The sequence below is a fragment of the Halorussus marinus genome (genome assembly GCF_004521895.1).
GTDB lineage: Archaea > Halobacteriota > Halobacteria > Halobacteriales > Haladaptataceae > Halorussus > Halorussus marinus.
Genome location: NZ_SBIR01000009.1, coordinates 19,034 through 39,759 on the forward strand (window position 1 = coordinate 19,034; position 20,726 = coordinate 39,759).

Genomic DNA, 20,726 nt, shown 5'->3' on the forward strand with positions numbered 1-20,726 from the left:
AGGTGACGGTTAGCGAAGAAATCCGAAGAGCTTGTAGTCGTGATCGGGGGTGTACCGCCGGAACAGGAGACTGTTCGTCAGCACCGACACCGACGAGAACGCCATTGCTGCTGCAGCGAGCACGGGCTGGAGGAGGCCGAGCGACGCTAACGGAATCATCGCCGTGTTGTAACCGAGCGCCCACACGAGGTTCTGTTTGATCTTCTGGAGTGTCGCGTCTGAGATTCGGATCGCCTTTACCACGTCGAGCGGGTCGTCTCGCATCAGCGTGACGTCTGCAGCTTCGATGGCGACGTCGGTGCCGGAGCCGATTGCTGTCCCGACGTGTGCGACCGCGAGTGCCGGAGCGTCGTTGACGCCGTCACCGACCATCATCGCCTGCCGGCCCTCGTCTTGAATACTGTCGACCGCGTTGGACTTGTCCTCAGGAAGGACTCCTGCGCGGACGTTCTTCGGGTCGATACCCACCTGTTTAGCGACCGCACGGGCAGTTCGCTCGTTGTCGCCCGTAATCATCATCACGTCAACTCCCCGCTCTTGGAGTGCTGTGACAGCCTGCTTGGAGCTTTCCTTCACTGTGTCGGCGTCGGCGACCACACCCACGAGCTCCCCCTCGTAGGCGACCAGCATCGCCGTCTTCCCCTCGTTCTCGAGGCGTTCCATCGTCTCCTCAGCGGGAGAGGGGTCGATCCCGTTGTCCCGCAGCAGCTTGCGGTTGCCGACCAGCACCTCGCTGTCACCAATGACTGCTTTGATCCCGTGGCCCGGAACGTTCTCGAAGTCGTCAGGCTCAGTCACGTCCAGGCCGCGTTCTTCGGCCCCTTCGACGATTGCACGGGCGAGCGGGTGTTCGCTGCCGCTTTCAGCTATCGCCGCCAGTCGAAGCACATCATCCTCTGAGAGGCGCTCACGGGTGCTGAGCTGTCCACCATCTGGGGTCGGCTCGCCACCGTCAGTCACCACATTTCCATCGCTATCAAAGACGACCACGTCGGTGAGTTCCATTTCACCCTCCGTGAGGGTGCCCGTCTTGTCGAAGACGACCGTGTCGACGTCTTTTGCGCGTTCGAGGATGTCACCGCCCTTGAACAGGACGCCGTTCTGGGCACCAATCGTCGTCCCGACCATCGTCGCTGCGGGCGTCGCCAGCCCCAGCGCACAGGGACAGGCGATGAGGATCGAGGACGCGAAGACAATTATCGCGAACTCGAAGACTGAAACGGTCCCACCGACCGGGGCCGGGCCGCCAGCAACCTGACCCCACAGCGGGAGCCAGTCGACGAAGCCAGCGAGAGCCTCGGGGAACAGGAACCAGACGACACCCCAGAGAAGGGCGTTCGCGATGACCGCAGGCACGAAGTACGCGGAGATGCGGTCGGCGAGATTCTGGATGTCGGGCTGGCGCGACTGGGCCTCCTTGACTGTCTGGACGATCTGTTGGAGGGCCGTGTCTTCTCCAACCTTCGTCGCCTCCACGACAAGGACGCCGTTCTCGTTAATCGTCGAGCCGACGACCTCATCGCCCTCCTCTTTCTCGACAGGCACAGATTCGCCAGTGACCATTGACTCGTCGACGGCAGACTGACCGTCGACAACGACACCGTCTGTGGGAATCTTCTCACCTGGACGAATTTTCATCCGGTCACCAGTTGTGACCTCTTCGAGTGGAACTTCTTCTTCACTGCCGTCCTCGCGGACAATGGTCGCCGTTTCGGCTTCCATTTCGAGGAGCTTTCGGAGGGCCTCACCCGCTTGGCCCTTCGACCGAGCTTCGAGATAGTTACCCAACGTGATGAACACGAGGATGAGGGCTGCCGTGTCGAAATAAAGTCCACCTGCAATGAGTTCAGCAAGGACTGCCACAGAGTATAGATAGGCCGTTGTTGAACCGATCGCAATCAGCACGTCCATATTGGCGCGGCCGTTCTTCACGATCGCCTTGTACGAGTTCTTATAGAACGGCCAGCCGAGGATCGCCTGTACCGGCGTGGCGAGGAGGAACTCAACCCAGCCAAGTTCCACACCGAAGACGGCTTCAGGGACGATCGCGCCACCGAGCAGATAATTGTCGATGAGGAAGAAGAGCAACGGTGCCGATAACACTGCCCCAAAGAGGGTCAACCTGAGTTGTTTCCGAGTTTCGGCTTGACGGGCGGCATCTCGTGCGTCCTGGCCCGACTCTTCGTCGGCACCATCTTCGCGGACGGGCGAGTAGCCAGCCTCCTCGATAGCATCGTACAGCGCACCAATAGATACTTCCGCAGGATTGTAGGTGACCTGTGCTTCGTCGGTTGCGTAATTGACCTCCGCATTAACGACGCCCGGAATATTTTCAAGAGCGGTTTGGTTGGTCTCGGCGCAGTTGGCACAGGTCATATCGGAGATGGCAATCGTTACCGTCTCAGAGACTGCGCCGTACCCGGCCTCGTCGATCGCGTCGTAGATTTCTTTGAGCGATACCTCTTCAGGGTCGTAGGTGACGGAACCCTCGTCGGTGGCGAAGTTCGCATCCGCCTCCGATACCCCGTCGAGCGATTCGAGAGTGTCCTGGATCGTCGCCGAACAGTTGGCGCAGGACATTCCCGTGATATCAAGATGGATTGTTTGGCTTGTCATGCTTGTTCTACTATACGGGGTCTAGGTTTAGGCGATTTACTGCTTCGAGAGGCGGGGTTTCGACTGCAGGAAAATTTGGATTCCAAAGACAGCGTTACGCTCCCTCTTCGAGTCGCTGATACCGATCGTCGAACCGTGTGAGACAGGACGGACAACAGAAGTGATAGATCTCTCCGTCGATTCTCGTCGTTTCACCTTGATTATCAACGGTATTGTTACATTCAGCACAGGTGAGTGCAAATTCGACGCCATCAACGGACGGCGTCCATTCAAGCTCGTCAATTAGTGTGACGGTGTAATCTGCTACATCGATCTCGTTAAAGAGTCCATCTACCCACTGACGTACGTTCTGGGCTTCAACACGGGCATAGAACCAAAGATCTCCTTCGGAGGTCGTGAAGACGTGTTCAACGCCATCTGACTCTCGAGCCCGCTCGCGGGCGGCCTCCAACGACGCTGAGCCGATTTCGGCCTGAATAAATACCGGTACACCAGCTCGGAGATGAGCCCGGTTGACGTCAATCGTGAAGTTGTTAATGATGCCAGCTTCCTGTAATCGCTTTACCCGGTCAGAAACGGCTGGCCCCGACAAGTCGACCTCCTCGCCAATATCGCTGAACGGGCGGCGGGCGTCATCAGCGAGTAACGAGAGGATTTCTAAGTCGGTTTCATCCAAATCGCGCATACGACCGCTTCGTCTCGCAGGATACATTATTGTTGCCCACAACACACCTTCGAAATCGGTGATCTAGGGCTGCGACAACATTGGATTCTAAGCAGAAAACCACATAGAATACTCGCCCCTATCTACGAATGGATATGACTCAGACAATCACCGTCGAAGGAATGACCTGTGAACATTGCGAGCAGACCGTCGAAGAGGCACTCGAAGAAGTTGAGGGGGTTACGTCCGCTACTGCGGATCGTGACTCAGAATCCGCGACGGTCGAGGGGTCCGCTGAACGGGATGAGCTTGTGACTGTGGTCGAAGACGCTGGATACGATGCCTCTGCGTAACAAATCCCGATTCTCGTCGAATCGGATTCGGAGAGGGATTGATACGACTGCCAATCCCAGGTGTAGATACTATGACTGATACACTTCCGTTCGATGCCGTCCGCGAGCTCGACGTCGACGGGACGACGTACAAGATGGCCGATCTTCGAGCACTCGAAGAGCAGGGGCTCTGTGACCTCGACACGCTCCCTGTGAGCATCCGTATTCTGCTTGAGTCGGTGCTCCGGAACGCCGACGGCGAAACTGTTACTGCAGCGGATGTCAAGAATGCTGCTGGCTGGAAGCCAGACGTACCGGACGCAGAGGTTCCGTTCTCTCCATCACGAGTCGTCCTGCAAGATCTCACCGGTGTACCCGCAGTCGTCGACCTGGCGGCCCTTCGATCCGAGGTCGACCGCAAAGACCGAGATCCCACCCTGGTCGAACCGGAGATTCCTATTGATCTCGTGATCGACCACAGCGTCCAGGTCGACTACTTCGACTCCGAGGACGCCTACGAGAAGAACGTCGAACTGGAGTACGAGCGAAACGCCGAACGGTATCGCGCGATCAAGTGGGCGCAGAACGCCTTCGAGAACTTCAACGTCGTCCCGCCGGGGACCGGTATCGTCCACCAGGTGAATCTCGAACATCTGGGTCGGGTCGTCCACGCCCGCGAGCAAGACGGCGAGAACTGGCTCCTGCCGGACACGCTCGTCGGCACGGACAGCCACACCCCGATGATCGGTGGCATCGGTGTGGTCGGTTGGGGCGTCGGCGGCATCGAAGCGGAAGCGGCGATGCTCGGTCAACCGGTCACGATGAAACTCCCCGAGGTCGTCGGCGTCCGTCTCGAAGGCGAATTACCCGAGGGCGCGACGGCTACGGATCTCGTGCTCCACATCACCGAACGACTCCGCGAGGTCGGCGTCGTCGACCGGTTCGTGGAGTTCTTCGGTCCCGGTGTGGAGAATCTCACAGTCCCCGACCGGGCCACGATCGCCAATATGGCGCCCGAACAGGGCTCGACGATCAGTATGTTCCCGGTCGACGAGCAGACGCTCGAGTATCTCGAACTCACCGGGCGTGATCCCGACCACGTCGACCTCGTTCGCGAGTACCTCGAAGCCCAAGGGCTATTCGGGGAACAGGAACCAGAATATACTGAGGTCGTCGAGTTCGACCTCTCGACAGTCGAACCGAGTCTGGCCGGACACAAGCGGCCACAGGACCGGATTCCGATGGGGGACGTGAAACAGAGCTTCCGGGGACTTCTCCACGGGGAGTTCGAGGACGACCTCGATGATGTCGACGAGGACGCCTTGCAGCGGTGGCTCGGTGAGGGTGGTGCAGCTGATGCGGAGACCGACGGTGGCGTTCAGGTCGAACCCGAATCGGAACTGCACCCGTTAACCAAACGTGTCGAGGTCGACCTCGACGGTGAGACGGTCGAAATCGGACACGGAGACGTCCTCGTCAGCGCCATCACGAGCTGTACGAACACGTCGAACCCGTCGGTGATGATCGCTGCTGGACTGCTCGCCCAGAACGCCGTCGAGAAAGGCCTAGACGTCCCGCCGTACGTCAAGACGAGTCTCGCACCGGGTAGCCGTGTCGTCACGCAGTATCTCGAAGAATCGGGGCTGCTTCCGTATCTCGAAGAGCTCGGGTACGCCGTCGTCGGCTACGGCTGTACCACCTGTATCGGTAACGCTGGGCCGCTTCCCGATCCCATCGAGCAGGCAATCGACGACCACGACCTCTGGACGACGAGCGTTCTCTCCGGGAACCGGAACTTCGAGGCGCGTATCCACCCGAAGATCCGCGCGAACTACCTCGCGAGCCCGCCGCTCGTCGTCGCCTACGGGCTCGCAGGGCGGATGGACATCGATCTCGAACACGAGCCGCTGGGCACTGACGATGAGGGTAACCCAGTCTATCTGGCGGACATCTGGCCGGACGCAGCGGACGTGCAGGCCGCAATCCACGAGAACGTCTCTCCGGAGATGTTCGAGGAGAAGTACGCCTCCGTGTTCGAGGGCGATGAGCGATGGGCTGCTCTCGACGCGCCCACGGGTGACGTCTACGAGTGGGATGAGGACTCGACATACATCCGTGAACCGCCGTTCTTCAAGGACTTCCCGGTAGAGAAACCCGGCGTCGCCGATATCGAGGACGCACGCTGTCTACTGACGCTCGGCGATACCGTTACGACCGACCACATCAGTCCAGCCGGCCCGTTCGGTCCCGACCTCCCCGCAGGTCAGTGGCTGCTCGATCACGGTGTCGAGCCACACGAGTTCAACACCTACGGCGCACGTCGGGGCAATCACGAGGTGATGATGCGGGGGACGTTCGCCAACGTCCGAATCGAGAACGAGATGCTCGACGACGTCGAGGGTGGCTACACGATCCACCACCCGACCGACGAACAAACCACGGTGTTCGAAGCCAGTCGCCGCTATCGGGACGAGGGGATACCGCTCGTCGTGATGGCTGGCGAGGAGTTCGGAACTGGGTCTAGCCGGGACTGGGCGGCGAAAGGAACGGACCTGCTCGGTGTCCGCGCAACCATCGCCGAGAGTTACGAGCGCATCTACCGCGACAACCTCGTCGGCATGGGTGTGCTTCCCCTGCAGTTCGATGATGGCGACTCGTGGGAATCTCTCGGTCTGGATGGGTCGGAGGTCTTCACGATCCACGGCCTCGATGACGGGCTCGACGTGATGGACGAACTGACCGTTATCGCCGAGCGTGCGGACGGGTCGACTGTCGAGTTCCCGGTCACAGCACAGGTCGGCACGCCGGCCGCCGTAACCTATATCGAACACGGCGGAATCCTCCACTACGTCCTCAGACGCCTCCTCAGACAGTAACACCAACGCGGTCAGAAACGATCGTCGTCGGACACCAGGCGGGCGCGACGGCGATCAAACTCCTCGTCGTCGATTTCGCCACGAGCGTACCGTTCTTGGAGAACAGCGAGTGCGCTGTCATCAGTATGGCCGTCCGTAGGGGACCGCGTTGTCAGCCAGTAAACGGCGTAGACTGGGAGGGCGATCAGAAGTGCCATCCACAGGAGCCCGAACAGTATCATCCCCCAGCCCCAGCCACCCCAGCCGGCCATGTGGCCGCTGTTCCACATGCCGTCGTGCCAGCTCCACATCATTGATTCTGGGACGGTCGCGTGCGTTAGCGCCATTCCGGCGACGACGGCCAGAGTCAGTGCCCCAACGACGATGAATCCCAGAGAACGAATCCCGCGTGCTTGAATTGGATTTTGCATTGTTGTACTCCCAACGGTCTCGGCGTGGTTAGCCGAGGATGTATTCGAGGGCGGGGTAGCGCTCGACGAGCGTCTCGCCGCCGACGTCGTAGTTCTCGATGTACTGGTCGAGGCCCAGGATGCGGCCCGCGGCGAACGCGGCGACCGCGAGGAACACGAGCATGTACGCGAAGTCCCCGTTGATGAACCCGTGACCCATGTCCCAGTTGCCGAAGTAGAACATGAGCATCATCAGCGCGCCGAAGAACGCCGCGAGGCGGACGAACGCGCCGACGAGGAGGCCGAGGCCGATGAACAGCTCGCCGTACGGCACGGCGACGTTCGCGAACTCGACAAACCACGGCGTCGAACCCATCCACGCGAACAGGCCCGCCAGCGGGTTGCCGTTCGTCGCCGCAACGTTCGAGAGGTAGCCGCCGGCCGCGAACTCGCCGGTGATCTTCGTGAAGCCGGAGTACGCGAACGCGTAGCCCATCATGAGACGGAGCGCCAGCACGAACCACGCGCTGAGGCTGTGGACTTTCCCGCCGACGGTCAGGCCGCCGACTCTGCTCTCAAGCTGGTTCATGCCGGAGTCGAGTGTGGACATAATTATTGCACCTTCAACTATCAGTAGGCGGGTAGAGACGATATAATAGCGAGCCGGCGTTCTGAGTCAGAAAACCGGCGGGCTATATTACCCTCCTGTAGCGAGTACGGACGTGTGACTGAGGAGGCCGACCCGTCGGACATCTTCGCCACACTCGACGACGAGTACGCCCGCAACATCCTCGTGGCGACGAAGACCGACCGACTCTCCGCGAAGGAGCTCAGCGAGGAATGCGATATGTCACGCCCGACCGTCTCGCGGCGTGTCACCCGCCTCGTCGAGCAGGGCCTCCTCGAGGAGTACACGCACGTCGACCCCGGCGGACGGCACTACAGCGAGTACGAGGCGCGACTCGAGCGTGTCGAAGTACTCCTCCAAGCAGAGGGCTTCGACGTGCAGATCGATGTTCGGCCGGACCCCGCCGACCGGATTACGTCCATCTTCGAGGAAATGCGGGGAGACTGACTCATGGAACACACGTTATTCGTCATCGGCAAGCTGTTCACGACCGCCCTGGCGCTGGTGATCGCCTACCAGGCCTATCGCGGATACCAACGGCATCACACGCAGTTACTCCTGTACGTCGCCGCCGGCTTCGCATTGGTCGGGCTTGGCGGCCTCCTTGAAGGCGTCCTCTTCGAACTCCTCCAGGTGTCGATCTTCGAAGCAGGATTCGTCGCAGCACTCGTCACCGCAGCCGGGATGCTGTCTATCCTCTACGCCCTGTATGCCCCGAATCCATAAGGATTCAGGACGCCCATTCGACAAGCGGCCTCTGCGCGTCGTGCCCGGTTCGAAGCCGCTACTGTTCGGACTCCCCTCGTTCTCGATAGTGTAGCGTCGCAGTGGGAGTTATATCCATATCGGTCGTACCATATCGTATGATTCGAACACTCGTCGGTGTCCTCGGCGCTATCTCAGCGCTGTTCCCGGACGAAATCGTCGAGCTCTTCGAGAAACTCGCGATTTCGAATCCAGACGAGGGAACAGTGAGAGGGTGGATACGTCCAGCAGTCCGGTCGGAGGGTGTTCTGATAGCTGCGCTTTCACTCTTTAACGGGCGAGCATACGCGTTGCTGATGAATCTTACCGGCGTGTTCGGCGCGATAGTCCTCTTATTTCCCGACCTGTATCAGAGATTTGCCACCGCGTTCCTGTACGAGCGTCCAGAGTCGATAGAATGGAACGAGCGATTCCGCTTGGGCATTCGGGCTATCGGCGCACTCTATGTCTTTTTAGCGGCGAAGACGTACAGGGAGCGTCACAACGATACTTGAGCCTTCTCGCTATTGACACCTGGCGCATCCGATGTCTAGTTCGTTACGGCCGCAGGTATCGCTTTGAATCTAAAGTTTGAGCCCCACGATATCAGTATGATCGAAGGGGAAATCCGCTAAAGAGAGGAGGCCGTGTGTATCCCTGTATGACGACGACGATCATCGTGGAAGGCATGACGTGCGGTCACTGTGAGCAGACGGTCGAAGAGGCCCTCGAAGAGGTATCCGGCGTGACTGACGTGACCGTCGACAGGGAGAGCGAACAGGCGAGCGTCGATGGCGAGGTAGAGGTCACGACCCTCGTGGAGGCCGTCGAAGACGCCGGATACACCGCTCACGCCTGAAAGTAGTTCTCCCCCTCGCCAGGAACCCCAGTTTACTCCCCCATCAAGGAGATGATTGACGCCGTCCAGCCCTAAATTGCGGATTTACTTGCGACGTTAACGGACAAGATAGTCCGGATATTCGAAGCCAAGTACTGAGATATTTCACAGGCAAACTGCAAATCCGTAATGCTTTAGGGTTGTTTTCGGTGGTCTCGTCGCTCCCAAAAACGAGCGAGAGGACCATGGGAAATCGAGCCTTCGATATACTGTCTTCCCAGCTCTGTAATCCGGTATTTTCCGCGCTCAACCTTTATGACAAACCCGCGGTTTTCAAGTTCACTAAGCCGGCGGTTTACTTCCTCACGACTGTAATCAATATTGTACGCTATAATTGTAGGAGTTAGAATCAGCTCCTTTGAGTGGAAGAGGCCGAGAATAGCATCGTCAATCGGCATCATCCATTCATCCTGCTGTCGAACCTGAATCGGTTCTTGGAGAAAAACATCTGCCCACGCGTCTCGGCGCAGGTCGTTTTCAAGTGGATTATAGAGACCAAAAATGACCAAGAGGGCTGCAACTCCGTGTACCCAATGAACCAGTGACGGGAATAATAGCTCAGTGATTGGCCCACCAATCAGGAATAGTATCAGTCCAGCGACAGTGAGTAAGAGGAACCGATGGTAATCTACGACAGTGGGCTTGAAGAACAGAAAATAGAAGACCCCGAAACCTGTTATAAGGCCAACTGCGAGGTTATAATAGGTGAACAGAGAGTTTTCGAGCACCGCTAATCACCCTTCTACCGCGCTATTCTTGATTTGCTGATGGGTTGCGATAACTAACCAAAGAAAGATAGCCACGATAGTATAGAGGGCGCTTCGAATAGTGGCAAATAGTACGGTATCTGGTTCAAGGATGAACAGGATAACGTGATACACGATCGTCGCGGTCATCGTTACTGAGAGAAGCGCAATGACCGTACCAAAAGGGGATTCACGGAGAATGCGCCAGAAAAAGAGCGCTAAGAGCCCGGCTCCTGTTCCACTCATGATCGCAAAAATCGCGCTGAGTGTGTGAATCGTAGAATCGACCATAGTCGGGCTACGGTCCCAACAACCTTTAGTCCAGTTGCAAAATCCGTAGGCTGCCGATCACTTTTCCCTTGGAACGTCAAAGAGACGTCTCTAACACGGTATTAATAGGAAAATCGGATCTGCAGGACCTGCTTCTCTAGATATCACTCCCGACGATGCAGGGGAAATACGATATTACTCTCCGTCTCACCTATTGTGTAAATCAGGGTTACGCAGCAATAGGCCGTCTCACTAGTTCTCGTTAGGGCTCGGGGTGCTGATAACAAAGTGTGGTCGCGTTAGATGAGATAGTGAAATGGCTCTGACCCAGATCGACCACGTAGGCGAGAACGAACAAATGGCTGAATGTATCGATAACTGTCTCGCAGCGGCCCAAGCATGCGAGTGGTGCGCTGATGAGTGTCTCGGTGACGAGGAGATGGAAGAGTGTGCCCGTCTCTGTCGAGACGTCGCTGATCTCACTACGCTGCACGCGCGCTTCATGGCACGGGACTCGAACTACAGTCCGCAGCTCGCCCAGGCCTGTGCCGGGGCCTGTGAAGAATGTGCTGAGGAATGTGAGCGTCACGATGCAGAACACTGTCAGGTCTGTGCTGAGGTACTCCGCGACTGTGCGGAGACCTGCCGCGAGATGGCTTCATAAACGTAGAGTTCCATAACTGTCCATATTTGTTGGACCCGTTTTCATGGATACACCAACGAAGTCTATTACAGTCTTCACCGGGGCCCTCGGGATCTGGCTCATGGCTTTCCCGTTCATAGTGGGCTCACCGTCTCCTGCCAAGTGGAACGACGTAGTTGTAGGTGGAATGATCGCCACATTAGCAGGGTATAATTACTCACGTGAGCGAATACAGGGTGGACCCAGCAAGGGAATTTCTGGGATACTCGTGCTGCTTGGCGGGTGGCTTCTGTTTGCCCCGTTTGTCACCGGAGTCACTGGAGGTCTTCTTTGGAATGACGTGGCTGTCGGCGTTCTAGTGACCGCGTTTGCAGGATACAACGTGTACGTAGCCCCGTCTGAAGAACAGACGGTTACTCATACGCCAACCAATGATACCTGAATTCCCAGCTACAACTGACCGTGTAGATGCCTTTCAGACAATGAGCGCCCACACGGGCAACGTTCGAAAACAGCGCGGGGTGAGCTAGTAAATGGATATCTGGAAATTGGTAGCGATGGGTGTCGCTGCCATTGTCGCGATTCTCGTCGCTACACAACCGGTCTTCGTCGTCGGGCTGACGTTGTTCGACTACGGGCAGGCACCGAGTGAATCGTACACCACGATGCAGACTAAGGACGTGAGCAGATTCCCTGTCAATGATCCACAGCGCCAGAGTGAACTCACTGCCCGGGCTGCACGGCCACCTGACTCAGGTCTCAATTATTCAACTGTGGTTCGTGTTCCCGAGAACGACTGGCAGACGGCTATGGCGGCATCTCGACTACGGGCGAGCGAAGACGCTCTTCTCCTCTTCGGGAACGCCACTCCCCCCAGTAGCGCAAATGGAACGAACACGTCCAGCGTCTCTACTGTTGACATCTCTGGTGGAAACCCCGCTGAGACAGCCGCTTCTATCGCCACCCGTGGGAACGGATCTGACGACATCAGTCAGAACAACGTCATCATTGTGAACTCTGACGAGCCACAGTGGGCACTGCCCGCTGCCGCCTGGAGCGCCTACTCTGGTGACCCAATTCTATACGCGAACGAAGACGGAGTCCCAGATGCCACCCAAGAGGCAATTGAGGAACTGAACGCCTCACACGCCTATGTCCTCGCACCGCCCGGCCTCGTGAGTGACGAAGCGCTCTCTGACCTCAACGTCGAGTGGACACGAGTTTCAGGGGACACCCCACAGGACCACGCCATCGAGGTGGCAGAGTTCCGTGATGAGTCGCGAGACTTTGGCTGGGGAATCCATGAACGTGATAAAGTCGGTTACTACAACTTTATGCTCGTCAATCCCAGTGAGCCCGAGCACGCAGTCTCGTCGACAAATCTTCAGTGGGGGAAAGCTGGCCCAATCCTACTCGTCAACGATGACGGGAGCCTGCCAGCGGTAACTGAAAACTACGCGTGGCAGTCACAGCCGGCCTGGTTCTCGACCCCCGCAGAAGGGCCGTTTAACCACCTCTTCGCAATGGGGTCGACGGATCAGGTTTCCTGGGTGTCCCAGGGCCGGCTCGATTACGCGGTTGAGATCACGCAGTACCGCCATCAGGGGGCCGGCCTCAGTCCGCTAGAATCGCTCGCTGCGATCTGGGCCGGGTTCAGTATCCTCGGGGCGTCGTTTGTGTTCGCCCATGCACGTCACCGGCTACCTGAGATGAACGACTGGACGACGATGGTCTGGCCGCTGCTAACCCTTGTCCTTGGCCCATTTGGGCTGGCCCTCTACTGGCTCTCCTACAGGGGAAGACAGATCGTTACAACTGATCAGGGACCACGCGTCCTCCGCCCGTACTGGCTTCGAGCAGCCACAGCGACTGCAATGGGCGTTGGCTTTGCTGCAAGTACGATGATCGCGACGGGGTTCCTCCTCAACTACTTCGGCATACCGATGATCGTCCTCGACGGGCCACTATTCTGGCTCGGGAACGCGATGACGATCCTCATCGTGCTCGTGTACGTCATTGCGTTCCTCGTATCGTGGCTCGTCTTCCACATCCCGATGCTAAAGGACTCACAAGGGCTCGATACCGGATCGGCAGCGAGGAAAGGTGCGAAGATCGTCGCCGTGAGCATGACGAGTGTCTCTGTCGGAATGATGGGCGGAATGTGGGTACTCATGATGCTCAACCTACCAATGATGCCAGGAGACGACAACATCCTCTGGTTCGGCGTGATGGTGTTCGCTACGCTGGTCGGGTTCCTCATTGCTTGGCCAGTGAACGGACTGCTCGTTCGGAAAAACCTCAAACCGGGTGGTGCACTGTGAGCGACCGTAGTCGCCGGACGTTCCTGCGCGATCTCGCCGCGCTACCAGTTGGAGCAACTCTTGGGGGTGCCGCACTCACGTATCGGGAAGTCCGGTCCTCAGGCGAGCGTAGCCAGGGCGGACCCGCGTCGGCTGACTTCGACGAGGAGACCGTCACGAGCATGACGACCCGTCTCGCCGGGAGTAACGACTACGAGACGGCGACAGCGTTCACACAGAACGTCTATCCCGCCATTAACGATCACACCCGACCGGGGGCAGCGATTCTCATCAGCGACAGCGATCTCGCTGCAGCACTTCCCGGCGTGGCGTTCATCCATCACCCTATCGACGGTGCGGTCCTCCTGACGGAGCCGGACTCCTTGCCGGAGGTAACGCGCGAGGAGATCGAGCGCCTCCACCCGGAAGGCGTTCACGTCGACGGAAACATGCAGGTGTACATCGTCGGGGGCGAGCGCTACATCAGCAGTGACGTTCAGCGGACCGTCGAACAGATGGGGCTGAAGACCAGACGTATTGAGGGAGACACACCGATCGAAGTCGCGGCCAATGCAGATCAGTACCTCAGTACGATTCACGCCAACCACCGGGACACCACGTTTATCGCCGATCTCGACGATCTCCAGACCGCCATCCCGGCGCAGTCCTGGAACGCTCACGGCGGTGACGGCTTCCTCTACATTGACGGGAACCGCATCCCCGAGGCAACCCAGGAACAGCTTGAAGCCCGCTTCGACGAGGCATACATGTACCTCCTCGGCGACGAGAGCAAGATCAGCGAACAGGTCGCTCGCGACCTCGCACGTTTCGGCCACGTACAGCGAATCCCGAGGGGATCTGATCCGTACGAACTAAGCGTCGGCTTCGCCGGGTACAAGGACATCGGACGGAATCAGGGGTGGATCTTCGGCGAGTGGCCCCGTAACATTGGTTGGGGGATCGCTGAAAGCGGTCACAACTTTATCTTTGCGAACCCTGACAACTGGCAGACGGCACTCCCGGCGTGCGTCGAAAGTCATCGCGGGAAACACGGACCAATGCTCCACGTCGAGCAGGATACAGTACCAGACGCCGTTGAGAACTATCTCACAAACCTCACTCGGCCACACGAGTCCGCGCCGTATGACAGGAAGTACAATCACGGATGGATCGTTGGGGACACAGATCAGATTAGTCAACGAGTCCAAGCCCAGCTCCATGCAATGCTCCAAGAACCACGAGGTGACCAATGAGACGAATCGTCGCCACATTCGATGATTCCGAGGAAACAACAGAGGCCAAGCAAGCACTCCGTGAAGCAGGCTTAGAACCCGATGAGCCGGATATCGATAATCCCTTCTTCGATCCAGCCACAAAGATGCCAGAAAGACGGGGACTTCTTTGGGGTGGACTACTTGGTGGACTCATCGGTGCTGTACTGCTATTTATGATGGATCAGAACATGTTCTGGATTCCCCGTATCAGCCCAATTATGACCGCTGGCCAGTACATGCTTATCCTCCTCGGGTTCGGGCTCGGTGCCGCAATCGGTGGATTTCTTGGGGGTGTAGTAGGCACGTCTCGCCAGGTTACTGCACTGGATCAACCGAGAGTCGCTGTCATGGTCCCGGATAATCGCGTGGGTGAAACGGAGGATCTCCTCCGGGATCAGGGTGCGACAGCAGTCGACGGTACCGTCACCCACCACGAGCATCCCCAGCAAACACAGGCAAAATCAAGTACCTCTACTGACTGAGCTTCTCCCTACGTTCGTTCTGTGACTTTCGTTCCCGCTACGTCCTCGGTAGTTACGACCGTTCATAGTGAAAGAGGTAGGTTTGGGCATAACCAGCATACTCGCCGAACCGATCCCGAAACGCAGTAGCTGTGGCGTCATATGAGTCCGCCACATCACCGGGGTAGTAGCGCTCGATAAGTCGCCGTGTCCACGTATCGATTGGAACTGCTTCGAGGTGTCCAAAGGCAAACAGCGAAACACAGTCTGCTATTTTGGGACCAACGCCCGGGAAGGACTGAAGATCTTCATGGACCTCTGCGTACGATCTGTCGCGTAGGAACGCCTCCGTAATATCCCCGTCTGCAACCATCTGAGTCGTCCGTTCAACGTATGGTGCACGGAATCCCAGACCGAGATTTCGGAGGTCGCTTTCCGATGCGGCCATCAACTGGTCAGGGCGGGGAAAGGCATAGTACGTGGACCCATCAACGTGGACGGGACTACCAAACTCCTGTGCGAGGCTACTCTGGAGGGCGTGAATCCGTTTGACGGGCATCCGTGCTGAACAAACAAACGAGATCAGACAGGGGAAGAACGGATCACGAACGACTCGGAGGCCAGGATACTGGCGTTTGGCCTTTTCGAGCGTAGGTTCCTCGGGGAAGCTGGTAAAGATTTCGTCGAGATCGTCGTCGAGTCTGAGTTGGCGACGTAGAATGCCAGCTGCATCCGTTGTTGCTTGCCAGTCTAACCGACCTGATTGCTGCCGTGCGAAGACAAGGTCATCCTCAACGACCGTGTAGTACCAGTGACCGCCACCAGACACAGCTGTTTCCTCGTACATCCCTCCATCAACACGTTGCCAGAGAAATGATTGGGCGCTCTCAAGTGTCGCCTGTAAATCAAGTCGGCCAACACTACCCGGAATTGAAAGTGAGCCCGAATACATCGCCTTCTGGTGAAGTTGATATGGGCAGAACTCACTCGTCGACCAATCGTGGTCTTGAGCTACTACCTAGCTGATCTCCTCAATACTGGTCGTTTCCATCGACCCGTCCTGTTCTTCTCGCTGGACACGGAGTCGTATTCCTTCCTCCGTGTCGCTTCCCTCCACGGTATTCACTATTTTCGGAGTCGCTTCCGAGTCTAGAACAGTCAACCGATCGTCTTCGGTTACGATACCATAGCCACTTTCGACACAGTGACCCATCAGCGCACACTCCCGCGAATGCGTACGAGCCTTTTCGAGGAGCTCATCGCGAGCGTTTTTCCGGATACATCCAACGTCGATAACGTACCCGTCGAGGGTCTCAGAAGCCATGGTGTCCCTAGTGTCCTGCCGCCTTTGGATGTTTGGGCTACTCATCAAGTTCACGTTCTGAGAGGGGGCTATTTGCAGGCCCATTGAGGACTGAGCCATCACAGGCAAATCGAGAGCCGTGACAGGGACAATCCCAAGACTGCTCACCGTCGTTCCAGTAGACGAGGCAGCCCATATGCGAGCAGATCGCTGACACTGAATGAGTGTCGCCATCCTCGTCACGGTGTACTGCGGTCAGTCCGTCATCAAGCTCGAGAACAGCCCCATCCCCTTGCTGGACCGACTCAACGTCGCCGGACTGCGGATGCTCCGTGTAGTCTTCGAGGTAGTGTTTCACGTCGTGTTGATTGTGGTGAAGGAAGGGGTCTGCTGACGCGTTTTCATTGAACCGCATCGGCTGATAGACGTCTTCCCATTCGCTCTGTCCATCGACGATAAGATCTGAAAGCAACATCCCTGCGACGATCCCGTTCGTCATCCCCCAGCCGCCAAATCCCGTAGCCGTGTACACGTTCTCCGACTGGGGTCCGAGAAGGCCGATGAACGGGACTCGATCAATGGAGACGAAGTCCTGTGTCGACCAGCGATACGCAATCTCGTCGACGTTCAGGCGGTCGAATGCTTCCTGTTCGAGTTTCCGGTAGCGATCAACTGTACTATCACTATGGCCAGTTCGATGATTTTGTCCTCCGACGAGGACCATCGATTCCTCGCCAGCAGGGTGCGGCCGAACCGAGAAGTACGGATCTTCCGGTTTGTAGTGCATTCCTGCCGGCGCGTCACCCTGCAAGCGTACCGCCAGCACGTAGGAGCGCTTGGGATACAATCGCTCATAGTACCGTGCACGGTCGAACACCGGGAAGTGCGTCGCGACGACCACCGCATCTGCGGTGATCGACCCGCAATCGGTCGATACCTGACAGGGACTACCATCCTCGACGTCCATCGCTGTCGTGTTCTCGAAGATGTAACTGCTCTCTCCTGGGATTTCTTCGGCCAGTGCGAGAAGGTACTTTCGAGGATGGAATTGTGCCTGATCGTCGAGGCGGATTGCTGCTTCAATGTCAAAAGGCAGGTCCGTAGACTCTTGGAATGAAGCAGCGAGACTCAGTTGCTGAGCGGCATCGACTTCGGCCTGAATTTGGTGGCGGTTGTCGGAGGATTCAGTAAAGGTGTATGCGGCTGTCCTTTTAAAGTCGCAGTCGAGGCCCCGGTCCTCTACCGTGGCCTCGACGTGGTCGATGGCGGCTAGGTTCGCCTCAGCGTACTGTCGGGCCCGTTGCTCGTCGAAATATTCGATGAGATGGTCGTAGATGAGGCCATGGAGAGCCGTCAGCTTCGCTGTAGTATGGCCAGTCACTCCTTCGAGAATGTGGTCACGTTCGACAATTGCGACTGATTTTCCCGCTTCTTGTAATTCAGCGGCGGTAGTGATACCTGCGATGCCACCGCCGATGATGGCGACGTCGACCTCAATTTCTCCGTCGAGGGTGTCGTACTCTGTTTTAGGTGTCGTCTCTATCCACAACGATTCATGTGCGCCCTGGAGTGGGGGTTGGGAAGTACCATCGTTTGAGTCCATCTTGAGAACCTCCGATAAGCCACGACGTATGGCATCCTATAGCACGACCGCGGCGTCAATAAACCTGAGGACCGTCTCTCCTGTATGGGGCGAGCAACTGTTGAAATGAAGGACGAGGCGTTCGATCCAGTTCGGAAGTTGGTAGCACCGGGGACGACGGTCATCTGGAGAAACACTGGGTCAGCCGACCACGTCGTTGATAGTGTACAGTTTCACGATACCGCAGACCAGTGGCAGTTCCGCACGCAAACCCTTCGATCCGGGGATAGCGTCGTCTACGCATTTGATCAAGAAGGGATCTACGAGTACTACTGCGGCCTCCAGGGAGAGGAGATGTGCGGGGTGATTCTCGTCGGCGATGTCTCACTCTCCAATTCACTTCCCTGTGAATGACGAAGAGAGTGGTACGCAGTTTGCTACCCTAAGTCCCCTTATAGATGAACCCTGGGCAAAGGAAGTTTCCCGCGAGCAACCGTACCTAGAGATATGACGACGACCGAAGAGCTTGCCAAGTTTGTTCAAGAGGTCTCCGCTGAGGGACTCTCCGAGGACACACGGGAGGAACTGAAAAAGCGCGTACTCGACTCGGTCGGGATCGGGATTAATGCACTTGGGGCAGATCCGGTGGAGGTCGTCCACCAGACGGTCCAGCGAGCTAATGCTGGCGACGACTGTACGCTCTGGGGACGTGACGAGACCGCATCGGCGGTTGGAGCCGCGATGCACAATACTGCGCTGACGCGCTATCTCGACTTCATGGACTCCTTTCTCGCGCCCGGCGAGACGCCCCACCCGAGCGACAACATCGGCGCGGTCGTCGCTGCTGCTGAGGCCGTCGATGCCTCTGGCGAGGAACTTCTAGAAGGAATCGGTGTCGCGTACGAGGTCCAAGGCGAACTCGCCTGGAATGCCCCAGTCCGTGACAAAGGTTGGGACCACGTGACCCACACGGTCATCTCGGCGACCTGCGGCGTCGCGAAGGTACTTGATCTCGACGTCGAGACTACCAGAGACGCCATCGGCATCGCCGGAACCGCCCATAACGCCCTCCGCGTAACCCGCACCGGCGGCATCAACGAGTGGAAGGGCATCGCCTCGTCCAATGCCGCCCGGAACGCCGTCTACGCGGCCCTATTGGCCAGTGACGGGATGGAGGGGCCCAAGAACCTCTTTGAAGGGCAGAAGGGCTGGAAGCAGACTATCAGCGGTGAGTTCGAGGTCGACCTCGATCCAGGCTGCACGCGCGTTCACGACGTCATGACGAAGCGATACGTCGCTGAAACGTACGCCCAGTCTGCCGTTGAAGGCGTTATCGAACTGGCGGAGCAAGAGAATCTCGATGGGAGTGACGTGGAACTCATTGATTTAGAAACGTTCGCCGGCGCGAAGCTCATAATCGGTGGCGGCGAGGGTGATCGCCACACCGTCGAGACGAAGGCCCAGGCCGATCACTCACTCCCGTATATGCTGGCAGCAGCACTCCTCGACCGGGAGATGGGGAACGCCCAGTACGAGCCAGAACGTATTACTCGAGATGATGTCCAGTACCTTCTCCGGCACGTCACCGTCGAGGAGGACGAGGCATTTACCGAGCGGTTTGAATCCGGGGAGATGCCCGCTCGCGTAACCGTCGAACTTGAGGATGGCACTACTCACGTGGTCGAGAAGGACGCCTTCCAAGGCCATCCAACGAAGTCGATGAGCTGGGATCAGGTCGAAACGAAATTCCACGATACGGCCGGCACTCGACTCGACGAGGATCGCCGAGACAAGATCATTGCAACAATTAAAGACTTAGAGTCGACAACCGTCTCCAATCTCGTCACCCTGCTGGCATAGGGTGCGTGGCATTACTCACTAATATAGCATGATTAGTTTTCCTTGGTCTACGGCAGATCCCGCCCCTCAAGCATAGATCGAACTGGTTGCTGCCCCACTCACTAAGGACTCAGAGACCGAAGCCACAATCGAATTATGGTAGACCGTACGTTCGAGTTCCTACACCACAACGAGCGCGAGGAGAAGCCCAGAGAGAAGGGAATCACGGAGATCCGTGGGCCATATTATGACCCAATGGGCCCGCGCGAGCTGCGCGACCTCTTAGAGACGATGGGGCAGTACGTCGACATCTACAAGTTCAGCGGTGGATCGTTCGCGCTGATGCCCGAGGAGGCGGTGACGGAGCTGATCGACGTTTGCCACGAGTTCGACGTCAAGGTGTCCACGGGCGGTTACGTCGAGAACGTCCTGATCCGGGACAACGACAAGGTCGAGCGGTACTTCGAGGAGGCCGAACGGCTCGGCTTCGACATCGTCGAGCTCTCTAGTGGTTTCCTGGCTATCGGGACCGACGATATGGTGCGGATGACGGAGATCGTCGCGGAGGACTACGAGATCGACCCGAAGCCCGAGATCAACGTCCAGTTCGGCGCTGGCGGCGCGACGGACCCGGATGTCCTCGAGGAACAGGGCCAGCAGGACCCCGAGCAGGCCATCGAGGAGGGCAAGCGCCACCTCGAAGCGGGCGCTGACCTCCTAATGGTTGAAGCGGAAGGCATCACCGAGGAGGTTAACGAGTGGCGGACTGACGTGGCCTACCAGATCGCCAACGGGCTCGGCATCGAAAACCTCGTCTTCGAGGCGCCCGGTCCGGAGATGTTTGAGTGGTACATCAAGAACTTCGGCCCAGAGATTAACCTGTTCGTCGATAACTCCCAGATTGTTGAATTGGAATGTATGCGCTCTGGCCTTTGGGGCAAGGCGACGACGTGGGGCCGGACTGTCACCTGGAAGGGTGATGAAGAGTAACTAGACTAAGAATCGTATTACCGGTTCTTAGGGAACTTTCCCGCTGGGAAATGTATGAGATAACGTAACTAATTCCGTTGAGGCCCAGATACGATGAGTGATACACCTATGACAGAGACTGTGGAAGCACTGTTCTCCCAATGAGGAGACTACCATTGATGAACAACCAAC

23 protein-coding genes are annotated in these 20,726 nt (G+C 57.6%); 14 read left to right on the forward strand and 9 right to left on the reverse strand.

Features of this window, described 5'->3' with window-relative positions; all coding sequences use genetic code 11:
• Positions 1–9 precede the first annotated feature (9 nt).
• Positions 10–2,616: a heavy metal translocating P-type ATPase gene (locus tag EPL04_RS12325; protein WP_004594598.1), complete on the reverse strand. Its 2,607-nt coding sequence runs from the start codon at positions 2,614–2,616 to the stop codon at positions 10–12.
• Between the two features lie 94 nt (positions 2,617–2,710).
• A complete protein-coding gene (locus EPL04_RS12330; protein WP_049938493.1) occupies positions 2,711–3,301 on the reverse strand; it encodes an AsnC family transcriptional regulator in 591 nt (196 codons plus the stop codon).
• A 134-nt stretch (positions 3,302–3,435) separates the two neighbouring features.
• Here EPL04_RS12330 and EPL04_RS12335 point away from each other — a divergent pair, with 134 nt between their 5' ends.
• Positions 3,436–3,633 (forward strand): heavy-metal-associated domain-containing protein, encoded by a 198-nt coding sequence (locus tag EPL04_RS12335; protein WP_049938510.1) that lies wholly within the window; start codon positions 3,436–3,438, stop codon positions 3,631–3,633.
• Between the two features lie 71 nt (positions 3,634–3,704).
• Positions 3,705–6,488: an aconitate hydratase AcnA gene (gene acnA / locus EPL04_RS12340; protein ID WP_011222418.1), complete on the forward strand. Its 2,784-nt coding sequence runs from the start codon at positions 3,705–3,707 to the stop codon at positions 6,486–6,488.
• A gap of 11 nt (positions 6,489–6,499) precedes the next feature.
• Here acnA and EPL04_RS12345 read toward each other — a convergent pair whose 3' ends face one another.
• Together EPL04_RS12345 and EPL04_RS12350 are read right to left on the reverse strand one after the other, a co-directional pair.
• Positions 6,500–6,898 carry an SHOCT domain-containing protein gene (locus EPL04_RS12345; RefSeq protein ID WP_134671633.1) on the reverse strand — a complete coding sequence of 133 codons (399 nt, stop codon included), beginning with the start codon at positions 6,896–6,898 and terminating at the stop codon, positions 6,500–6,502.
• Between the two features lie 28 nt (positions 6,899–6,926).
• Positions 6,927–7,487, reverse strand: a complete 561-nt coding sequence (locus tag EPL04_RS12350; RefSeq protein WP_011222420.1) for a DoxX family protein — start codon at positions 7,485–7,487, stop codon at positions 6,927–6,929.
• A 114-nt stretch (positions 7,488–7,601) separates the two neighbouring features.
• On the opposite strand from EPL04_RS12350, the gene EPL04_RS12355 reads away from it, so the two are divergent.
• From EPL04_RS12355 to EPL04_RS12370, 4 genes are all read left to right on the forward strand, one after another.
• Positions 7,602–7,952, forward strand: a complete 351-nt coding sequence (locus tag EPL04_RS12355) for an ArsR/SmtB family transcription factor (protein ID WP_049938495.1) — start codon at positions 7,602–7,604, stop codon at positions 7,950–7,952.
• 3 nt (positions 7,953–7,955) lie between these two features.
• Positions 7,956–8,231 carry a DUF7521 family protein gene (locus EPL04_RS12360; protein WP_004515576.1) on the forward strand — a complete coding sequence of 92 codons (276 nt, stop codon included), beginning with the start codon at positions 7,956–7,958 and terminating at the stop codon, positions 8,229–8,231.
• A gap of 137 nt (positions 8,232–8,368) precedes the next feature.
• Positions 8,369–8,764: a hypothetical protein gene (locus tag EPL04_RS12365; protein WP_004594583.1), complete on the forward strand. Its 396-nt coding sequence runs from the start codon at positions 8,369–8,371 to the stop codon at positions 8,762–8,764.
• Between the two features lie 146 nt (positions 8,765–8,910).
• On the forward strand, positions 8,911–9,108 hold the full coding sequence (locus EPL04_RS12370; protein ID WP_134671634.1) for a heavy-metal-associated domain-containing protein: 198 nt from the start codon (positions 8,911–8,913) through the stop codon (positions 9,106–9,108).
• A gap of 173 nt (positions 9,109–9,281) precedes the next feature.
• Here EPL04_RS12370 and EPL04_RS19190 read toward each other — a convergent pair whose 3' ends face one another.
• Both EPL04_RS19190 and EPL04_RS12380 read right to left on the reverse strand, forming a co-directional pair.
• Positions 9,282–9,875, reverse strand: a complete 594-nt coding sequence (locus tag EPL04_RS19190; RefSeq protein ID WP_167599472.1) for an ArsR family transcriptional regulator — start codon at positions 9,873–9,875, stop codon at positions 9,282–9,284.
• Between the two features lie 6 nt (positions 9,876–9,881).
• Positions 9,882–10,184, reverse strand: coding sequence for a hypothetical protein (locus tag EPL04_RS12380; protein ID WP_134671635.1), 303 nt, complete (start codon positions 10,182–10,184; stop codon positions 9,882–9,884).
• A gap of 295 nt (positions 10,185–10,479) precedes the next feature.
• Here EPL04_RS12380 and EPL04_RS19195 point away from each other — a divergent pair, with 295 nt between their 5' ends.
• The 5 genes from EPL04_RS19195 to EPL04_RS12405 all read left to right on the forward strand — a co-directional run bounded on the left by EPL04_RS19195 (position 10,480) and on the right by EPL04_RS12405 (position 14,862).
• The gene (locus tag EPL04_RS19195; protein ID WP_134671636.1) at positions 10,480–10,827 is read left to right on the forward strand and encodes a four-helix bundle copper-binding protein; all 348 of its coding nucleotides are present in this window, start codon (positions 10,480–10,482) and stop codon (positions 10,825–10,827) included.
• A gap of 43 nt (positions 10,828–10,870) precedes the next feature.
• On the forward strand, positions 10,871–11,248 hold the full coding sequence (locus EPL04_RS12390; protein WP_134671637.1) for an SPW repeat domain-containing protein: 378 nt from the start codon (positions 10,871–10,873) through the stop codon (positions 11,246–11,248).
• A 91-nt stretch (positions 11,249–11,339) separates the two neighbouring features.
• A complete protein-coding gene (locus EPL04_RS12395) occupies positions 11,340–13,127 on the forward strand; it encodes a DUF4396 domain-containing protein (protein ID WP_134671638.1) in 1,788 nt (595 codons plus the stop codon).
• Positions 13,124–14,359, forward strand: coding sequence for a cell wall-binding repeat-containing protein (locus tag EPL04_RS12400; protein ID WP_134671639.1), 1,236 nt, complete (start codon positions 13,124–13,126; stop codon positions 14,357–14,359). Before EPL04_RS12395 ends, EPL04_RS12400 begins: the two co-directional genes overlap by 4 nt.
• Positions 14,356–14,862 (forward strand): hypothetical protein, encoded by a 507-nt coding sequence (locus EPL04_RS12405; protein ID WP_134671640.1) that lies wholly within the window; start codon positions 14,356–14,358, stop codon positions 14,860–14,862. Before EPL04_RS12400 ends, EPL04_RS12405 begins: the two co-directional genes overlap by 4 nt.
• A 52-nt stretch (positions 14,863–14,914) precedes the next feature.
• Here EPL04_RS12405 and EPL04_RS12410 read toward each other — a convergent pair whose 3' ends face one another.
• The 3 genes from EPL04_RS12410 to EPL04_RS12420 form a co-directional block, all read right to left on the reverse strand.
• A complete protein-coding gene (locus EPL04_RS12410) occupies positions 14,915–15,793 on the reverse strand; it encodes a DNA-3-methyladenine glycosylase family protein (protein WP_134671641.1) in 879 nt (292 codons plus the stop codon).
• Positions 15,794–15,859: 66 nt separating this feature from the next.
• Positions 15,860–16,165, reverse strand: a complete 306-nt coding sequence (locus EPL04_RS12415) for a hypothetical protein (RefSeq protein ID WP_134671642.1) — start codon at positions 16,163–16,165, stop codon at positions 15,860–15,862.
• A gap of 37 nt (positions 16,166–16,202) precedes the next feature.
• The gene (locus EPL04_RS12420) at positions 16,203–17,747 is read right to left on the reverse strand and encodes an FAD-dependent oxidoreductase (protein WP_134671643.1); all 1,545 of its coding nucleotides are present in this window, start codon (positions 17,745–17,747) and stop codon (positions 16,203–16,205) included.
• A 105-nt stretch (positions 17,748–17,852) separates the two neighbouring features.
• On the opposite strand from EPL04_RS12420, the gene EPL04_RS12425 reads away from it, so the two are divergent.
• From EPL04_RS12425 to EPL04_RS12435, 3 genes are all read left to right on the forward strand, one after another.
• Positions 17,853–18,140 carry a cupredoxin domain-containing protein gene (locus EPL04_RS12425; protein ID WP_134671644.1) on the forward strand — a complete coding sequence of 96 codons (288 nt, stop codon included), beginning with the start codon at positions 17,853–17,855 and terminating at the stop codon, positions 18,138–18,140.
• Between the two features lie 93 nt (positions 18,141–18,233).
• The gene (locus tag EPL04_RS12430; protein WP_134671645.1) at positions 18,234–19,586 is read left to right on the forward strand and encodes an MmgE/PrpD family protein; all 1,353 of its coding nucleotides are present in this window, start codon (positions 18,234–18,236) and stop codon (positions 19,584–19,586) included.
• Positions 19,587–19,721: 135 nt separating this feature from the next.
• Positions 19,722–20,555 (forward strand): phosphosulfolactate synthase, encoded by an 834-nt coding sequence (locus tag EPL04_RS12435; protein WP_134671646.1) that lies wholly within the window; start codon positions 19,722–19,724, stop codon positions 20,553–20,555.
• Positions 20,556–20,726 lie beyond the last annotated feature (171 nt).

Coding starts and splice junctions, on each gene's coding strand:
- EPL04_RS12390 (WP_134671637.1), top strand. CDS start 10,871: ATGGATACACCAACGAAGTCTATTACAGTCTTCACCGGGGCCCTCGGG.
- EPL04_RS12370 (WP_134671634.1), top strand. CDS start 8,911: ATGACGACGACGATCATCGTGGAAGGCATGACGTGCGGTCACTGTGAG.
- EPL04_RS12430 (WP_134671645.1), top strand. CDS start 18,234: ATGACGACGACCGAAGAGCTTGCCAAGTTTGTTCAAGAGGTCTCCGCT.
- EPL04_RS12420 (WP_134671643.1), bottom strand. CDS start 17,747: ATGGACTCAAACGATGGTACTTCCCAACCCCCACTCCAGGGCGCACAT.
- EPL04_RS12410 (WP_134671641.1), bottom strand. CDS start 15,793: ATGTATTCGGGCTCACTTTCAATTCCGGGTAGTGTTGGCCGACTTGAT.
- EPL04_RS12395 (WP_134671638.1), top strand. CDS start 11,340: ATGGATATCTGGAAATTGGTAGCGATGGGTGTCGCTGCCATTGTCGCG.
- EPL04_RS12345 (WP_134671633.1), bottom strand. CDS start 6,898: ATGCAAAATCCAATTCAAGCACGCGGGATTCGTTCTCTGGGATTCATC.
- EPL04_RS12360 (WP_004515576.1), top strand. CDS start 7,956: ATGGAACACACGTTATTCGTCATCGGCAAGCTGTTCACGACCGCCCTG.
- EPL04_RS12405 (WP_134671640.1), top strand. CDS start 14,356: ATGAGACGAATCGTCGCCACATTCGATGATTCCGAGGAAACAACAGAG.
- EPL04_RS19195 (WP_134671636.1), top strand. CDS start 10,480: ATGGCTCTGACCCAGATCGACCACGTAGGCGAGAACGAACAAATGGCT.
- EPL04_RS12365 (WP_004594583.1), top strand. CDS start 8,369: ATGATTCGAACACTCGTCGGTGTCCTCGGCGCTATCTCAGCGCTGTTC.
- EPL04_RS12330 (WP_049938493.1), bottom strand. CDS start 3,301: ATGCGCGATTTGGATGAAACCGACTTAGAAATCCTCTCGTTACTCGCT.
- EPL04_RS12435 (WP_134671646.1), top strand. CDS start 19,722: ATGGTAGACCGTACGTTCGAGTTCCTACACCACAACGAGCGCGAGGAG.
- EPL04_RS12415 (WP_134671642.1), bottom strand. CDS start 16,165: ATGGCTTCTGAGACCCTCGACGGGTACGTTATCGACGTTGGATGTATC.
- EPL04_RS12425 (WP_134671644.1), top strand. CDS start 17,853: ATGAAGGACGAGGCGTTCGATCCAGTTCGGAAGTTGGTAGCACCGGGG.
- EPL04_RS12325 (WP_004594598.1), bottom strand. CDS start 2,616: ATGACAAGCCAAACAATCCATCTTGATATCACGGGAATGTCCTGCGCC.
- EPL04_RS12380 (WP_134671635.1), bottom strand. CDS start 10,184: ATGGTCGATTCTACGATTCACACACTCAGCGCGATTTTTGCGATCATG.
- acnA (WP_011222418.1), top strand. CDS start 3,705: ATGACTGATACACTTCCGTTCGATGCCGTCCGCGAGCTCGACGTCGAC.
- EPL04_RS12335 (WP_049938510.1), top strand. CDS start 3,436: ATGACTCAGACAATCACCGTCGAAGGAATGACCTGTGAACATTGCGAG.
- EPL04_RS12350 (WP_011222420.1), bottom strand. CDS start 7,487: ATGTCCACACTCGACTCCGGCATGAACCAGCTTGAGAGCAGAGTCGGC.